Raw genomic sequence first — 15,173 nt, 5'->3', positions numbered from 1 at the left:
ATGAAGCGATGGACCATACTGATTCTCACAGGGGCGTTGCTTCTGTCCTGCACTGCATGCGGAGGCAGCAAAAAGCCCCCGCAGAATACGGCGCCGCTCACCTCCCCTGTTTCCCAAGAGGCAGAGCCTCTTCCGGGGGAAGATGCGCCCGCCGCGCCTGATACCGCCCCCCAGCAGTCTTTCGTGGAGCCGATTCTCTCCGAACGGGAAGACGCGTTGGAAACTCCTCTGCCCCCACAGGCCTCCACCCCCGGCGCCGGGGCGGAACAGGAAACTCCGGCCAACGGCCCGCAGCCGGATCCTTTGGAAGGCCCTCCCACTCCCGTGGATCTGGATTTAACGCCCCTCAGCAGTACCATGATATACGCAGAACTATTCAACATGATGTCGGCGCCGGATGATTATATCGGAAAGACTATCCGAATGAAGGGGAGTTTTTTCGTGTATCAGGACCCTAATACGCAGCAGGTCTACTGTGGCGTAATCGTACAGGACGCCACCGCCTGCTGCGCCCAAGGATTTGACATTGTAATGCCCGCTCAGGCCCGCTACCCTGAGGACTATCCGCCCGCCCAATCGGAGGTGACCGTCGTCGGCACGATTCAAGCAGATCGAACCCGGGAGGAATACGGTATTCTGGTCCTCCGCCTGGAGGACGTCAGTTTTGATTGACCGTGCGCTGTCACGGATCTCCCGGCGGATATGGAGCGCCGGCGGCCTCAGCCAAGCGGGAGAAGGCGCCGTGCCCCTTCCGCGGGATCGTCCGGCGCACAGGGGAAGCAGTCAGCAGCGGGCAGACGGTTTCCGCCCGCTGCTGTCGTGTTCCAACAGAGCCTGTCGCCATATGGGCCGGCACAAAAGCGGAGATTTAAAAAAGTTCCTGATTTCTCACGAAATCAGGAACTTTTTGGTAAAAAGTGCCGGGTTCTAAGCAGCAGTTCCCCGCACACAAGCAAACGCCAGAAAATTTCCCCATGGTTCTTGCTGACTTCCGCCTGTTTTTCATGTTCATAGGCACTTTTGAAGAAATATTCCGGCGCACCCTCCACTGTTCCACATGCCTGCGCGGCGCAAGCTGCGGGCATAACCTGTTGCGGCCGCCGAAGGCTTGCCCTCCGGACAGCACGTTCGGTCCTGCCGATTACGGCAAATGGGATTTTGGATCAGCTGTCCCCCGCTCCTCCGGGTTTCCCTTTATGCACCGTTTCTTCCACAGGAGCGCCAAGCCGGCCGCAACAACACCGATGGAAATTCCAAGGATCAATACTCCCGGATTTGCCGTGCGCTCCTGAACGGCGAAGGTAACGGAGTCCCCGTCCGCCCGGAACACCAGGTAGCGCCCGTCGGTCTGCGCCTCCTGCTGCACCCACCCCTCCGGGGTGCTGATCCACACGGTGCCGCCGGAGCCGCCGGACAGTCTGTACTGGATCTGGAAATCGGCGACAGGCTGAACCGGGTCGGTGACCGTCACGGTGTAGACCGTGCCGGTGTGGGAGGCCCCGTGGGCATCCGCCCAGGTGTCCTCCTCCGCGGAGACGGCCAGGGTGCTGCCGGAGCTGAAGGTCCCCTCCGCCACGATCTGCGGCGGGTCTCCCAGGGCGGTCAGGGCGGTGGAATAGGCGGTATACTCCGCCTCCAGCGTCTGGGAGAAGGTCAGGTGGCCGTAGTCGATCTCAGGCCAGCTGGCGCTGTACCCCTCCTTCTTCGGAATGTCCGGCAGCCGGGTCAGGGCGTCGCCGTAGGAGAAGTCGTAGGTCTCCACCACCTTGCCGTCGGCAATGAACACCAGCCGGAACCGGATGAAGGCGGCGGGAGCACCCTGGGAGAGGGTCTCAAAGTCCACCGGCTCCGCCTGCCCCAGGTAGCTGATGCCGTCGATGCCCCCCAGGGTGTCGTGGGTGAAGAGGTTACCGGACACCGTTCCGTTCTCCTCCGCGTCTCCCAGCACGGCGCCCAGGCAGGCGGAGCCCTCGTCGACCTCCACCAGGGCGCGGCAGCCGGTGACGGTCTTGCCCAGGCCCGCCACGCCGCCGATGCAGTCGTTCCCGCTCAGGGCGCAGCGTGCCCAGCAGTCCCGGATGGAGGACCAGGCCGCTCCCGCGATGCCGCCCACATAGTCGCCTCCGGTGCTCTCCACGGCGGCGTAGCTCTCGCACCGGGACACGGTGCCCAGATCCATACGACCCACGATGCCGCCCACGTAGTCCTTCTTGCCGGTGACCGTCCCGCTGTTGACGCACCCCTCGGTCAGGGCGGCGGCCTGATAGCGGAAGTTCAGGGACCGGTCGCCGGAGGTGGTCAGGTCGTCCTCGGGGTCATAGTCGTACTCGATGGCCATGGACCCCACGATGCCCGCCACGTTCACGTCTCCCTCCACCGCGCCGGTATTCCGGGCGTTGGTGATGCGCCCGGCGTCCTCGTCGGTCTCCGTGGCCTGGTCGGACACGTCCTCCAGCAGCTCTTCGTCCTCCTCCGCCTCCTCGCTGTCGCTGTGCCGGCGGAGCACATCGATAACCCGCCCGAACTGGGCGTTGATGGCCCGCAGATCCGACAGGAGCAGATCGGAGGAGGCCGACAGGGTGTCGTTCAGGCTCTGCATGGCGTCGCTCAGTCCGCCCATGGCGTCGTCCAGCACGTCGCCCGTTTCGCCGACCGCCTCCCCCACGGGGCAGAAGGAGATCTCCGGCTCATCCGCCAGGTCGGACATGACGCCGCTGAAGGTCTCACCGGCATCCTGGAGCTGTCCGCAGGCGTCTCCCAGGGTCTGGGCCGCTTTTTTGAACAGCGCGGCGGCGCTCTCCCCCAGGGGGGCAATGGCCTCCAGATGGTCCAGGGCGTCCTGGAGGTGCCCGCCGGCCTGGCCCATGCCGCCAAACCCGGCCCGCAGGTTCTCCGCCGCGGCGGCGATCTCCTCCAGCGCCTCCCGGAGATAGCCGTCCGCCACGGTTCCCGCGCCCTCCAGGGCCAGGCGCAGCGCCGCAAGGGCGCTCTCGACCTGATCCGCTGCGTCGCGCATCTCGCTCAGCGCCGCCAGGACCCCGTCCCAGTCGGAGCCGCCCTGGCCGTAGTGTTCGCCTAGGGCCGCCATCAGATCGCCGAAGGCGTCGGAGAGCAGGCCGAAGGCGTCCATCAGCTCATCCAGGGCCGCCTCCACATCCTCCATGGCCGCGGCCATGTCCTGGCTGCTGCCCAGGGAGGCTCCCAGCTTCTCCAGCGCGGCCCGGACATCGTCCAGGGCGTCGGAGCAGGCCTGCGCGGCGCTCTTCACCTGCGCCAGGGCCAGGCGCACATCCGCCAGGGCGTCCTCGGACAGGCCGCCGATCCGGCCGGCCGCGTCCAGGGCGTCGTCCGCCAGATCCGCGGCGTCCCGGATCCGCTCCAGGGCGGCGTCCGCCGCGTCGGAGATGGGCTCCAGCCGGTCCAGGACCCAGGAGACCCGGGCGGAGGCGTCGTTGATGGTCTCGATATTCCCGTCGGCCCAGTCGGCCATGGCGTCCGAGAGGTCGGAGGCCGCGTCCTTCACCGCGTCCGCGCTGTCGGTCAGGCCGGTCATCCGGCCGGAGAGGTCGTCGGAGACCCCCTCCGCGTGGGAGATGGCCTGGTCCATGAGGGCCTGGAGGGTGTCCAGCTCCTCCCAGAGGTCATCCAGGCTGTCGGCGTCGAAGAGCAGCGTCAGCCGGGGCTCCATCTGTCCGCAGATGCCGCCCACGTCCTTCCGGCCCCGGACGGTGCCGTTGTTGACGCAGCTGTCCAGCCAGCCGGACTGCCGGCCGGCGATGCCGCCCACGTTGTAGCCCACGTGCTCGTACCCCACGTCGCCGTTGTTGGTGCAGCTCTGGAGGATACCGGAGGAGGCCCCGGCGATGCCGCCGATGTCGGTGCAGGCGGGGACACTCTCCGTGGAGCGGATGGTGCTGAGATCCATCTCCTGGATGGCCACCGTGGTCTTGACCTCGGTGATGTTGACGTCGCCGTCGTTCCGGCAGCGGATCACGCTGCCCTCGTTCTGGCCCGCGATGCCGCCCACATAGTGCTCGCCCAGAAGCGTGCCGGAGTAGGTGCAGTTGATGATCTGCCCGGCGGGCCGGTTGCAGCCCACCAGGCCGCCCGCGTTGGTCCCGGCCTTCACGTTGCCGTAAAAGGCGCAGTTGAGCAGACTGCCGCTGTTGACGCCCACCAGGCCGCCGATGTTGTCCTTCCGGTCGCTGGGGGATACGGAGCCGCTGACCGTCAGGTCCTGGACGACAGCGCCGTCCCGGACATAGCGGAAGAAGCCCCGGTCGTCCCCGCTCCCCGTGAGGGAAAAGCCGGAGACGGTGTGGCCCTGGCCGTAAAAGGTGCCGCAGAAGATGGGGATGGGCCGGAACTCCGTTCCGGACAGGTCGATGTCCGCATCCAGATAGACCATCTTTCCCACGGACCAGCCGTCCACGGAGCAGCTCCGGGACAGGTCCGCCAGATCCTGGGCGGTCCGGATGTGGACCGTGCCGCTCTCCGCCGCCAGGGCGGGGGCCGCCAGGGACCCCGCCAGGAGCAGGGCCAGCAGCAGCGCGATCACGCGCTGTTTATTTCTGGTCATGTCCGTCCGCCTCCTTTCCCGTCTCTTCCGTGCCGGCCGGCAGCCGGTCGGGCTCCGGCGCCGGACTGATGTTGCCGGTGTCCAGTACCGCGGACACGTCGCCGCGGATGATGCCGTGGACAGTGGCGTCCACGATGCCGTTGACCCGGCCCCGGATGCGGCCGTTGACGTAGACCGTGCCGGTGACCGTGCGGGTCACCTCCGGGACCTTGATGTTGAACCGGGTCTTTTCCACGATCAGGTCGCCCAGCAGCAGGATCTGGGGCAGGACGAACATGACCAGGATGATGGAGATGAGGGTGCCCCGGCTCAGGTTCTCGCCGATGCCCACGATGGCGGGCTCCGAGGAGAGCTTGCCGATCAGGTAGGCCGCCACGGTCAGGATGGTGCCGGAGGTCAGCACCGTGGGGAAGGCCAGGTCCAGGGCCTTGATGATGGCCTTTCTGGGCGGCATGAGTTCCTTCATCTCGCCGTACCGGGAGGAGATGACGATGGCGTAGTCGATGTTGGCGCCCATCTGGATGGAGGTGACCACCAGGTAGCCCATGAAGAAGATGGGCTCGTCAAAGACGGTGGGGAAGGAGAAATTGATCCAGATACTGCCCTGAATGACGCAGATCAGCAGGATCGGCAGACCCACCGACTGGAAGGTGAACAGCAGCACCAGAATGACAAACACCGCCGACAGCACGCTGATGAGAATGTTGTCCCGCTCAAAGGAGGCGGACAGATCATAGTCGCTGGTGGAGTTGCCCACCAGATAGACCTGGCGGGCCGGGTAGTACCGCTCTGCCTCCCGGTGGATGGTCTGGAGGAAGGCAAAAGTCTCCTCCCCCTCCTCGGGAAGGTTCAGGTTCAGGATCATGCGGGTGTAGTTGTCGCCCAGCATCTGGGCCTGGGCTTCGGTGAGGGCCTCATAGAGGTCGTTGATGTCGGCCTCCGTCTCCTCGTCCAGGGTGACGAAGCCCTCGTCCACCTGGTCGTGGAGGAAAAAGAACATATCCATCAGGGGCACCGCGTAGGTGTCCACGCCGCTGACCGCCTTGCCCAGCTCGTCATCCCTGGCGGCGTAGGCGGTGTACAAAAGCTCGATGATCTCATAGTCCATATCGGTCATCTCGGCAAACTGGCGGGGCGTAAGCTTGTCGGTGAGAGTGTAGCCGTCCAGGGCCTCGATGTTGGAAAGGCCCATGGCGTAGTCCACCTCGTCGTACTGCTCCAGATGGCGCAGCAGCGCCTTCTCGCTCTCGTAGTCCCCCTTTGGCACCAGCAGGGCCATGATGTTCTGGGCGCCGAAGGTCTCGTTGACCCGCTGCTCGGCGATCTGGTTCTCGTTCTGCTTGGTGGTCACCAGCTCCGAGTAGCCGTAGACGTAGGGGCACTTCTGGGACAGCACGAAACCCGCCGCCAGCAGCAGCGCAAAGACCGGCACCCCGATGTAGCGGAGCTTCACCACCAGGCTGCCCCACTTGTCGATGTGGGGGACGAAGCTGCGGTGCTGGGTCTTGCGGATGGCATTGGAGAACAGCATCAGCAGGCCCGGCATCAATGTGAACACGGAGAGCATGCTGAAGCAGATGGCCTTGATGAGCACCAGGCCCATGTCGAAGCCCAGGCCGAACTGCATGAACATCATGGCGGCCAGGCCGGAGATGGTGGTCAGGGAGCTGGAGGAGATGGCGGGGATGGAGTAGGACAGCGCGGCGATGCAGGCCGCCCGGTCCTCCCCCAGCCGCTCCCGCTCCTCGGTAAAGCGGTGGAGCAGGATGATGGCGTAGTCGATGGCGAGAGCCAGCTGCAGCACCACCGTCACCGAGTTGGAGACAAAGGAGATGGTGCCGAAGATGAAGTTGGTGCCCATGTTCAAAAGAGCGGCCGAGCCGAAGGTCAGCATCAGCACCGGCAGCTCCGCGTAGGACCGGGAGGTGAACAGCAGCACCAGTACGATGACGATGAAGGCGATGACCAGGATGACCTGCATCTCCGAGGCCAGGTTCCCGGCGGCGTCGTTGCCCACGTCGCTGCTGATGTAGGCGTCGTAGGGTTCCAGCAGGGCTTTGAGTTCATCCATGGCGGTCAGACTGATCTCGTCCTCCGCCTCGCCGTCAAAGGTAACACTGATCAGCACATCGGAGCCGCGGATGTAGTCGGAGAGGTCCTCCTCATCGTCCTCCCCGCCGGGCAGGCCGGAGCCCACGACGGCGGAGGTGACGCCCTCGATCTGCCCCATCCGGTCCGCCAGCCGCTCCGCCAGTTCTCCGGACGTGTGGGAGACCACGACGCGGGCCGTTCCGTAGGTGGTCAGCTCATCTTCCATAATGGACAGTCCCTGTCGGGTCTCGGTGTCATCGGGCAGGTACGCGGTGATGTCGTTCTCCACTTGGACCCAGCCCTGAGAAAACACGGAGAAGATCATAGCGGCAATATAAAAGAAAAAAATCAGGTTCCGCTTGTCGACGATAAACGCCGCCAGCGATTCAATGAGCGACCTGCGCTCCTTTTCCGGGTTCAATGGCTCTCCGCCTCCGTTTCTTCAAATTGCTCTCCGCTCCAGGTCATGATCACTTCTGGCTGCGGTTTTCCTCCACTCCAGGGGGCCTTTGAAGGATCCATCCGGAGTTCTCCCGACAAGGGTTCCCCCGTATCCCTCAAAACGGACCGGCAGGGATAGGTGCTGACGGCCGTTACCACCTGATGGTCCAGATACAGCCGCCCGTCCGGCGCGCGGCTGCCGCTGACGGGAAGCTCGCGAGAGAGGAGGCAGAGCGTTCCTGTAATCGCTCCACGGTCCTCCTTCAGCATCAGGGCTCCCTTCTTGGGCCCCATCTGACTGTGGAGGGTTACATGGTATTTTCTGAACATTACGTTCGCCTCCGCCGATATATACGCGCGTTGCGCACACACCCGATTTTTGTTCCGATCTCATACCTCTCCCGCCGAAGCCCGCAGGCACATCACAAAAGATAGAGAAACCGGCAGGACTCCTCAATACACAAAGGGGAGAAACTGTGTCATTTTTCACACTTCGGCATATCTGCCGCAGAAAAGCCGCGTCTTTTAAAAACGGCCGGAGGCTTGCGCTTTTTTTCAAGACTTGTTATACTAGCCACAAAATCCCGGTTCTGTCTGAGGTGAAAACGATGGCAAACAGCGCCTCGGAGCGTACAAAACGAAATCTGGCCGCCGCACTCAAGGAGAAGATGGCAAAAAAGCCCCTGGAGCAGATCACCATTCAGGAGCTCACAGAGGCGTGCGGCATGCAGCGCCGCGCCTTTTATTATCATTTTGAGGATATCTATGCCCTGGTGCGATGGATGTTTCAGGAGGAGGCCCTCTCTCTTCTGCAGCAGCAGGAGGGCGCGCTCCTCTGGCAGGAGGGGCTGCTGCAGCTGTTCCACTATCTGCAGGAAAACAAGGCCGTGTGCCTGTGCGCCCTGCGCTCCTCAGGCCACGACGCGCTCAAGCGCTTTTTCGGGGCCGACCTGGAGGGGATTTTCAGCAAGGAACTGAAAAAAATGGCCCAGCGGCTGGAGCTCGACCTGGATCCGGATGGCATCCCGCTCTTTGTGAGCGCGCTGGGCGGCATTATAGAGGCTTGGCTGCTGGACCTCTTTCCTGATACGCCGGAGAAAATGGTCAGCAGGATCAACAGCTTTCTGCAAAGCCACATCTATGGCCTGCAGGTCCTGCAGCACCACCCCGAGTGGATCTGCACCGCCGGAAACGGCTTTATCGGAGATGCGGATTTGCCGGCGCAGCAAGGCGATGATGGAGATATAAAAGAGTAAAAAAGCCAAACAGGCGCCCTTAGCAATTGGTCTGCTTTTGCGGATCTGTGATTTGCGGCGTTCCTCGGCATCAGACAAGCTGTGCCCATGCGGCTCGTGCGCGCAGCTCCCCGGCCCAAGGGGCTTCCCGCACCGAGGACCCGCAATCGTATCCCGAAAATGAATTGCACGCCATTTGCCAAGCAGCCCGACATGCTGCATAACAAATGGCGTGCACTTTCGTTTTTGATGCGATCAGCAAGGGGAGAGGCTGCGGCGCAGATGCCGGTCGTAGATCAGGCAGGCCAGCAGATTCACCACGGCGGAGATTGGGACTGCCAGACTGATGACCAGCATATCTGCACCGGGCATCAGGCTGAGAAGATAGGATAGGGGAACCCGCACCAGAAAAGCGGAGGCCAGGCCCTGGATCATAACGAACGGTGTGCGTTCCATACCATTGAAGTACCCCAGCGTACAGAAGATGGCGGGAGTGAGCAGATATTCCAGGGAGCTGCCTCTGAGATAGGCAGCGGTGGCGGCAATGACGGCTGGGTCGTTTTCAAAGATTGCAGCCAGCAGGCCTCCGCCGAAGAAGGTGAGCAGAAAGATGCCAGCACCAAATACCACAGAGATGCGGCGGGCAATCAGCAGGGATTTTCTGGCACGCTCAGGCTGCCCGGCCCCCATGTTTTGGGCCACAAAAGTGGAAAGGGCAGACATGAACGCCATGGGGATGATGGAGAGGAATACGAAAAGCTTCTCTGAAATGCCGATGCCGGCAGACTCTGCCACGCCCAGGCGGTTGACGATGCTGGTGATCATCAAAAAGGAGATGTTTACCAGAAAATCCTGCAGGGCGATCGGCGCGCCCAGGGCGGCGATCCGCAGAACGCAGCCGCGGGCACGAAAGCTCTCCCGGGTGAGGACAAAGGGGAGCGGACGGCGCCGGATATAGAGAGCGGAGAACAGGACGCTGCATGCCTGGGCGGCCACTGTGGCCAGCGCGGCACCGGCGGCATCCATATGGAAAACGCCCACCAGAAGAAGGTCCAGGAACACATTGACGATGCAGGCGATCAGGACGAACAGCAGAGGGCTTTTGGAGTTGCCCAGTCCGCGGAAGATGCCGCTGATGCCATTGTAGGCCGTGATAAACACCATACCCCCGGCGCAGATGCGGATATAGGCGATCGTCTGCTCCAAGGCGTTGGCAGGGACGTTCATCCATCGGCCAGCTAAGAGGCGCAAAAACAGTAACCAGCCCGGTCAGAAGGATTGCCGCTGCCGAAAAAAGTTTGATCTGTCCGGCGGCGATCCGCCCTGCCTGCTGGAAATCACCAGCTCCCACAGCCTTTCCCACCAGAATGGTCACGCCCATGGTCAAACCGGTGACCAAAGACGTGACGGACTGCATCATCTGGCTGCCGGTGGCCACAGCCGCAGTGCTGGCCGTGGAGGAGAATTTTCCCACTACGGCAAGATCCACGGCTCCGTAAAGCGCCTGGAGCAGCAGCGAGAGCATCAGGGGCAGAGCAAACCGGATCAGCGGGGATAAGATGGGACCTTGTAAAATCTCGTTATGAGCGGACGTTGTCTGGCTCACTGCAGCATTCCTCCTTGCACAGGATCGACACAAAAAGAAAAATCGCCAACAAGCATACACTTGTTAGCGATAATGTACCAAACGAAGCGTTCCCAACGCGATATAAATTATAGCAGTTTATTTTTGCTCAGTCAAGCACGAGGAAGGGAGGGGCGCGACGGCCCGGAAGATACTTCTCGGGGAGAAAGACTGCCAGAACATCTATTTCTCTGAAAAGCAAAGCAAAAGTATGCATTTTTCAAAATCAGGAATTTTTTGACGGAGACTACCGTACTCAAGCCAGCGGCCTGCTGCGTGTGAAGATCCGTTTGGACATCAAATATCTGCCATCAGGCCCTTTCCGGCAGGGTTTGCTCCGTTTTTTCATAACAGGCAAGAGGTCGTTGTCCGCTGTGTCCCCCCGCTGATATCCGGATATTGGTCATCGCATTGGTCAAGTCCCCAGCTCCGCTCATCAGGCGGAGCCGGGGACTCTTTCCACAAAAAGCAATCTTGCTGTCGTGATCGCAGCTTGCTATTGGGAGAATGTCAAGAGCTGTTTTCGGTTCAGGCAATTTTCCATGCACGGCCCCTGCTGCACCGCGTGGTGGGGAAATGTATCAATAAAACGAATCATAACAAAAAATTTCCGGAAGCATTTAGGGGTGATACCATTGGTATCTTTTGCTTTGCTGTAAACAACCAGGATTCCATCTGTTTTCATCCCGATCAGAAGATGCCCTGGGCCATCATGGCGTCGGCCACTCTCTGGAAGCCCGCGATGTTGGCGCCGGCCACCAGGTTATAGCCCAGGCCGTATTTCTCGGCGGCGTCCACGCTCATCTGATAGATGGTGTTCATGATCTGCTTGAGCTGCTTGTCGACTTCCTCGGCGGTCCACACCAGCCGCTCGCTGTTCTGGGCCATCTCCAGGGCGGAGGTCGCCACGCCGCCGGCGTTGACGGCCTTGCTGGGCGCCACGATGACGCCGGGCTGGTCCATCAGGAACTTCAGCGCGTCGTTGGTGGTGGGCATGTTGGCCACCTCGATGTAATACTTCACGCCGGCCTGGGCAATCTTCTGGGCGTGTTCCATATGGACGTCATTCTGCATGGCGGAGGGCATGCAGATATCCACCTTCACGCCCCAGGGCTTCTCGCCCGGGTGGAACTCCACGCCGAACTTGTCCGCGTAGTCCTTCACCAGGTTCCGGCCGCTGCCGCGCATCTCCACCAGATAGTCGATCTTCTCCTGCGTCGCCACGCCGTCGGGATCGTAGATGTAGCCGTCGGGGCCGGAGAGGGTGACCACCTTGGCGCCCAGCTCCGTGGCCTTCTTGCAGATGCCCCAGGTCACGTTGCCGAAGCCCGCGCAGGCGATGGTCTTGCCCTTGATATCCTCGCCCTCGTGCTTGAGGACGTTCTCCAGATAGTACACCGCGCCGAAGCCCGTGGCCTCCGGGCGGATCAGGCTGCCGCCGTAGGAGAACCCCTTGCCGGTGAGGACGCCGTTTTCAAAGCTGCCCTTCAGGCGCCGGTACTCGCCGTAAAGATATCCGATCTCCCGGGCACCCACGCCCATGTCGCCGGCGGGCACGTCCACGTCGGGCCCGATATAGCGATAGAGCGCCTGCATGTAGCTCTGGCAGAAGCGCATGACCTCGGCGTCGGACTTGCCGGCGGGGTCGAAGTCAGAGCCGCCCTTGCCGCCGCCGATGGGCAGGCCGGTCAGGGAGTTCTTGAAGATCTGCTCAAAGCCCAGGAACTTGATGATGCCGGGGTATACGTTCTTCTGGAACCGCAGGCCGCCCTTGTAGGGGCCGATGGCGCCGTTGAACTGGCAGCGGTAGCCGATATTGGTATGCCAGGAGCCGTCGTCGGCCATCCACACCACGCGGAAGGTGAACATCCGCTCCGGCTCCACCATCCGGTTCAGAAGGTCGGCCTTCTCATACTCCGGATGCTTTTCGATCACAGGCTCCAGGGAGGAAAAGACCTCCTCCACGGTCTGGACAAATTCAGGCTCGCCCGCATGCTTGGTCTTAACGTTCTCAATCACACTGGCAAGATATGCGTTCATATTTATAATCCTCCTTCATCTGTATGCTTGTATCAATTCTTTAAAAACAGGCAGACTTTTCAGGATCATGTCGTGACTGACGCAGGTGCTGGCCCGGAAATAGTCCGGGCAGCCGAAGTCGCCGCCGGGGACGATCAGGAGGTTCTTCTCCTTGGCCCGGTCCGAGAAGGCCTGGGCGTCGCCGCCGGGGGCCTGGACGAACAGGTAGAAGGCGCCCTGAGGCCGCACGCACCGGTAGCCGTAACCGGTCAGGGCGTCGTACAGAGTCTTGCGGTTCTCGTCGTAGGCCGCCAGGTCCGGCCGCACCGCCGCGCACAGCCCCGCCACCAGCTGCTGCATGGAGGGCGCGCACACATGGCCCAAAGCCCGGGCGGCACCGGCCACGGCGGCGTAGAGATCCTTGCTGTCCGCCGCCTGGTCCGGCACGCAGACGTACCCGATGCGCTCGCCGGGCAGGGACAGGGATTTGGACCAGGAGTAGCAGACGATGGTGTTGGGATACAGGTTGGGGATGAAAGGCACCTCCGCCCCGTCGTACACCAGCTCCCGGTAGGGCTCGTCGGCAATGATGTAGATGGGGTGGCCGTACTCCGCGCCCTTGCGGGTCAGCGCCTCTCCCAAGGCCAGCAGGTTCTCCCGGGAGTAGACGGCGCCGGAGGGGTTGTTGGGGGAGTTGACGATGATGGCCTGGGTGTGGGGCGTCAGGCGCCGCTCCACCTCCGCCACCGGGATCTGGAAGGTCGACCTGTCGGCGGGCACCACCACGAATTTCGCCCCGTTGCTCTCCGCAAAGGGCCGGTACTCCGGGAAGAAGGGGGCGATGGCCATGATCTCCGCCCCCTCCACCGCCAGCGCCCGGATCACGGAGATCAGGGCCGGGGCGGCGCCGCAGGTGAGAAACAGGTTCTCCGGCCGGATGTCCGCCTGGAAGCGCGCATTCAGGTCCGCCGCCACGGCGGAGCGGGCCTCCATGCTGCCGGGGGCGGGGGTGTAGCCGTGGACGCCGAGGCTGTCCTCCCGGGCGATGAGGGAAGAAAAGGCCTGCCGCACCTCCTCCGGCGCGGGGATGGAGGGATTGCCCAGGGAGAAGTCATAGACGTTCTCCTTTCCCACCACCGCCGCCTGGCGGAGGCCGTACTCAAACAGCTCCCGGATGCAGGAGCGGCTGGCTCCCAGCTGATACATCTCTTGCGCGATCATAGGCGAAAGTCCCCTTTCCAAATTTTCAGAATGTGTCGGTCAGCGCCGGTTGGACCGGCGCCAGATCTTCTGCCGCTCCGCCGCGGCGATCAGCTCCTCCCGGAAGTCCGGGTGGGCGATGGAGATCAGCAGCTCCGCCCGCTCCCAGGTGGACCGGCCCGCCAGATTGACGGCGCCGAACTCGGTGACGATATAATAGGCCTGGCTCCGGGGGTCTGTGACGATGTCGCCTTCAAAGTGGGGCAGGATGCGGGAGCGGCGGACCCCCGCCTTGTCCACAAAGGAGGACGTCATGCAGATGAAGGCCTTGCCCCCCTTGGCGTCCGCCGCGCCGGTCAGGTAGTCCAGCTGGCCGCCGGTGCCGCTGATGTGCCGCAGCCCCGCGCTCTCGGCGCAGACCTGGCCGTAGAGGTCGGCGGAAATGCAGCTGTTGATGGACACCATGTTCTCCAGCTGCGCGATGGTGGCCGGGGCGTTGATGTACTCCAGGGGCGCCGCCGTCACGGCCGGGTTCCGGTCCACCCAGTCGTACAGCGCCCGTGACCCGAACACGATGCCGGTGAGGCCCTTTCGTGGATGAAGGGCGCAGCGGGCATTGGTCAGCTTTCCGGCTTCATACAGCCGGAAGTAGGCATCGCCGCACAGCTCCGTGTGCATGGTCAGATCCTTCACGTCGGATTGGGCCAGCAATGACCCCACCACGTTGGGCATGGACCCGATGCCCAGCTGCAAGGCCGCCCCGTCCCGGACATAGGGCACCAGCAGCTCCGCGATGCGGCGGTCCTCCTCTGTGGCCTCCGCCACCGGGAACTCCGGCAGGGGATCATGGGGACCCTCCACGATGTAGTCCACCTCCGAGAGGTGAATGGACTCGTCGAAGCCGCCGTAGATGTAAGGTAGGTGCTCGTTGACCTCCAGGATCACGATATCGGCCTTGTCCAGGATCCCCCGGGCCACGCCGGTGGCGCAGGAGAGGTTGAAGTATCCGTGCTTGTCCATGGGCGGCACGCACATCATGGCCACGTTCACCGTGAGAAAATGGCGGTAGTAGGGCACCACATTTCGGAAGATCATGGGGATGTAGCTGCAAAGGCCTCGATCAGAGAGCTTGCGCTCATAGGCAGAGCAGTGCCAGGAGTTGTAGCAGAAATGCTCTCTTGTGGGGTCGCACTCCACGATCTGAAGCGGCCCGAACAGGAGGTTTCCCCGCACCTTCACGTCTGTCAGCTCGTCCCGGCGCTCTGCCAGGGCGGCGTCCAGCAGGGGCGGGAAGCAGACGTTGGTGGTGTAGTCCACCCAGTCCCCGCTTTTGACGGCCTTCACCGCCTCCTCCGGCGTCCGCAGCTTTGTCTGGTATTCCTGATGGAGATTCACGCATTTCCTCCTTTACGCCACGGCCTCCCGGCCGGCACGGTACGCCCGCAGGTTCAGCTCCAGGGAAGCGGCGGGCACTGTCCTGCGGATGACGGCCTCCCAGTCGATATTGTCCATTCCCAGGGCACGGGTCATAGCCCCGAACAACACCACGTTCATGCACTTGGCATTTCCCAGCTCCAGGGCGATGCCCCCGGCGTTGAGGGTCAAACAGCGGAAATGGCTCTTCATGGCCTCCAGGCAGCCCTGGGGATATTCCGCCAGTCCGGCCGCCACGGTAGAGGATGGGATCTCGTAGTCGTTGATGACCGCCACGCCCTCGGGCTTGAGGAATTCCGCGTAGCGGACCGCCTCCATCTTTTCAAAGGCCACCATCACATCCGCCGCGCCGGGGCCGATCACCGGAGAGTAGACTTTTTCCCCCCAGTGGACCTGGGTGGAGACGCTGCCGCCCCGTTGGCTCATGCCGTGGACCTCGCTCATTTTCACATCATACCCGGCCTCCATGAGACCCGCCACCAGGATCTTGGCCGCCAGAATGGCTCCTTGGCCGCCTACGCCCACCAGCAACGCGCTTTTTCGCTCCATG

General features: G+C 62.6%; 10 protein-coding genes and 1 pseudogene. 2 read left to right on the top strand and 9 right to left on the bottom strand.

Annotated features, from left to right (window positions below; all coding sequences use genetic code 11):
* The gene (locus tag KFE19_10925) at positions 1-672 is read left to right on the top strand and encodes a hypothetical protein (GenBank protein QUO36925.1); all 672 of its coding nucleotides are present in this window, start codon (positions 1-3) and stop codon (positions 670-672) included.
* 469 nt (positions 673-1,141) lie between these two features.
* Here the strand turns inward: KFE19_10925 and KFE19_10920 are convergent, their stop codons facing one another.
* The 3 genes from KFE19_10920 to KFE19_10910 all read right to left on the bottom strand — a co-directional run bounded on the left by KFE19_10920 (position 1,142) and on the right by KFE19_10910 (position 7,441).
* The gene (locus tag KFE19_10920) at positions 1,142-4,579 is read right to left on the bottom strand and encodes a hypothetical protein (GenBank protein QUO36924.1); all 3,438 of its coding nucleotides are present in this window, start codon (positions 4,577-4,579) and stop codon (positions 1,142-1,144) included.
* Positions 4,566-6,995, bottom strand: a complete 2,430-nt coding sequence (locus tag KFE19_10915; protein ID QUO39600.1) for an MMPL family transporter — start codon at positions 6,993-6,995, stop codon at positions 4,566-4,568. Before KFE19_10915 ends, KFE19_10920 begins: the two co-directional genes overlap by 14 nt.
* Positions 6,996-7,087: 92 nt before the next feature.
* Positions 7,088-7,441 carry a hypothetical protein gene (locus KFE19_10910; protein ID QUO36923.1) on the bottom strand — a complete coding sequence of 118 codons (354 nt, stop codon included), beginning with the start codon at positions 7,439-7,441 and terminating at the stop codon, positions 7,088-7,090.
* A gap of 278 nt (positions 7,442-7,719) precedes the next feature.
* Here KFE19_10910 and KFE19_10905 point away from each other — a divergent pair, with 278 nt between their 5' ends.
* A complete protein-coding gene (locus KFE19_10905; GenBank protein QUO36922.1) occupies positions 7,720-8,367 on the top strand; it encodes a TetR/AcrR family transcriptional regulator C-terminal domain-containing protein in 648 nt (215 codons plus the stop codon).
* A 234-nt stretch (positions 8,368-8,601) separates the two neighbouring features.
* On the opposite strand, the gene KFE19_10900 is transcribed toward KFE19_10905, so the two are convergent.
* The 6 genes and pseudogenes from KFE19_10900 to KFE19_10875 all read right to left on the bottom strand — a co-directional run bounded on the left by KFE19_10900 (position 8,602) and on the right by KFE19_10875 (position 15,172).
* Positions 8,602-9,573, bottom strand: a complete 972-nt coding sequence (locus KFE19_10900; protein ID QUO36921.1) for a polysaccharide biosynthesis C-terminal domain-containing protein — start codon at positions 9,571-9,573, stop codon at positions 8,602-8,604.
* 16 nt (positions 9,574-9,589) lie between these two features.
* A pseudogene (locus KFE19_10895) lies at positions 9,590-9,871 on the bottom strand (MATE family efflux transporter).
* Between the two features lie 789 nt (positions 9,872-10,660).
* Positions 10,661-12,010, bottom strand: a complete 1,350-nt coding sequence (gdhA, locus tag KFE19_10890; GenBank protein ID QUO36920.1) for an NADP-specific glutamate dehydrogenase — start codon at positions 12,008-12,010, stop codon at positions 10,661-10,663.
* Between the two features lie 15 nt (positions 12,011-12,025).
* Positions 12,026-13,210, bottom strand: a complete 1,185-nt coding sequence (locus KFE19_10885; GenBank protein ID QUO36919.1) for a pyridoxal phosphate-dependent aminotransferase — start codon at positions 13,208-13,210, stop codon at positions 12,026-12,028.
* A 39-nt stretch (positions 13,211-13,249) separates the two neighbouring features.
* Complete coding sequence (locus KFE19_10880; GenBank protein ID QUO36918.1) at positions 13,250-14,584, bottom strand: butyryl-CoA:acetate CoA-transferase; 1,335 nt, start codon at positions 14,582-14,584, stop codon at positions 13,250-13,252.
* Between the two features lie 12 nt (positions 14,585-14,596).
* Complete coding sequence (locus KFE19_10875) at positions 14,597-15,172, bottom strand: indolepyruvate oxidoreductase subunit beta (GenBank protein QUO36917.1); 576 nt, start codon at positions 15,170-15,172, stop codon at positions 14,597-14,599.
* Between the last annotated feature and the right edge of the window lies 1 nt (position 15,173).

This window comes from Dysosmobacter sp. Marseille-Q4140 (assembly GCA_018228705.1).
Lineage (GTDB): Bacteria > Bacillota > Clostridia > Oscillospirales > Oscillospiraceae > Oscillibacter.
The sequence above is the reverse complement of the archived record's forward strand: the minus strand, read 5'-3'. Positions and strand labels throughout refer to the sequence as shown.

What these genes read in the sequence shown, in the direction of transcription:
- KFE19_10915 (QUO39600.1), bottom strand. Translation starts at nt 6,995, where the DNA reads ATGATCTTCTCCGTGTTTTCTCAGGGCTGGGTCCAAGTGGAGAACGAC.
- KFE19_10905 (QUO36922.1), top strand. Translation starts at nt 7,720, where the DNA reads ATGGCAAACAGCGCCTCGGAGCGTACAAAACGAAATCTGGCCGCCGCA.
- KFE19_10910 (QUO36923.1), bottom strand. Translation starts at nt 7,441, where the DNA reads ATGTTCAGAAAATACCATGTAACCCTCCACAGTCAGATGGGGCCCAAG.
- KFE19_10900 (QUO36921.1), bottom strand. Translation starts at nt 9,573, where the DNA reads ATGAACGTCCCTGCCAACGCCTTGGAGCAGACGATCGCCTATATCCGC.
- KFE19_10885 (QUO36919.1), bottom strand. Translation starts at nt 13,210, where the DNA reads ATGATCGCGCAAGAGATGTATCAGCTGGGAGCCAGCCGCTCCTGCATC.
- KFE19_10875 (QUO36917.1), bottom strand. Translation starts at nt 15,172, where the DNA reads ATGGAGCGAAAAAGCGCGTTGCTGGTGGGCGTAGGCGGCCAAGGAGCC.
- KFE19_10925 (QUO36925.1), top strand. Translation starts at nt 1, where the DNA reads ATGAAGCGATGGACCATACTGATTCTCACAGGGGCGTTGCTTCTGTCC.
- gdhA (QUO36920.1), bottom strand. Translation starts at nt 12,010, where the DNA reads ATGAACGCATATCTTGCCAGTGTGATTGAGAACGTTAAGACCAAGCAT.
- KFE19_10920 (QUO36924.1), bottom strand. Translation starts at nt 4,579, where the DNA reads ATGACCAGAAATAAACAGCGCGTGATCGCGCTGCTGCTGGCCCTGCTC.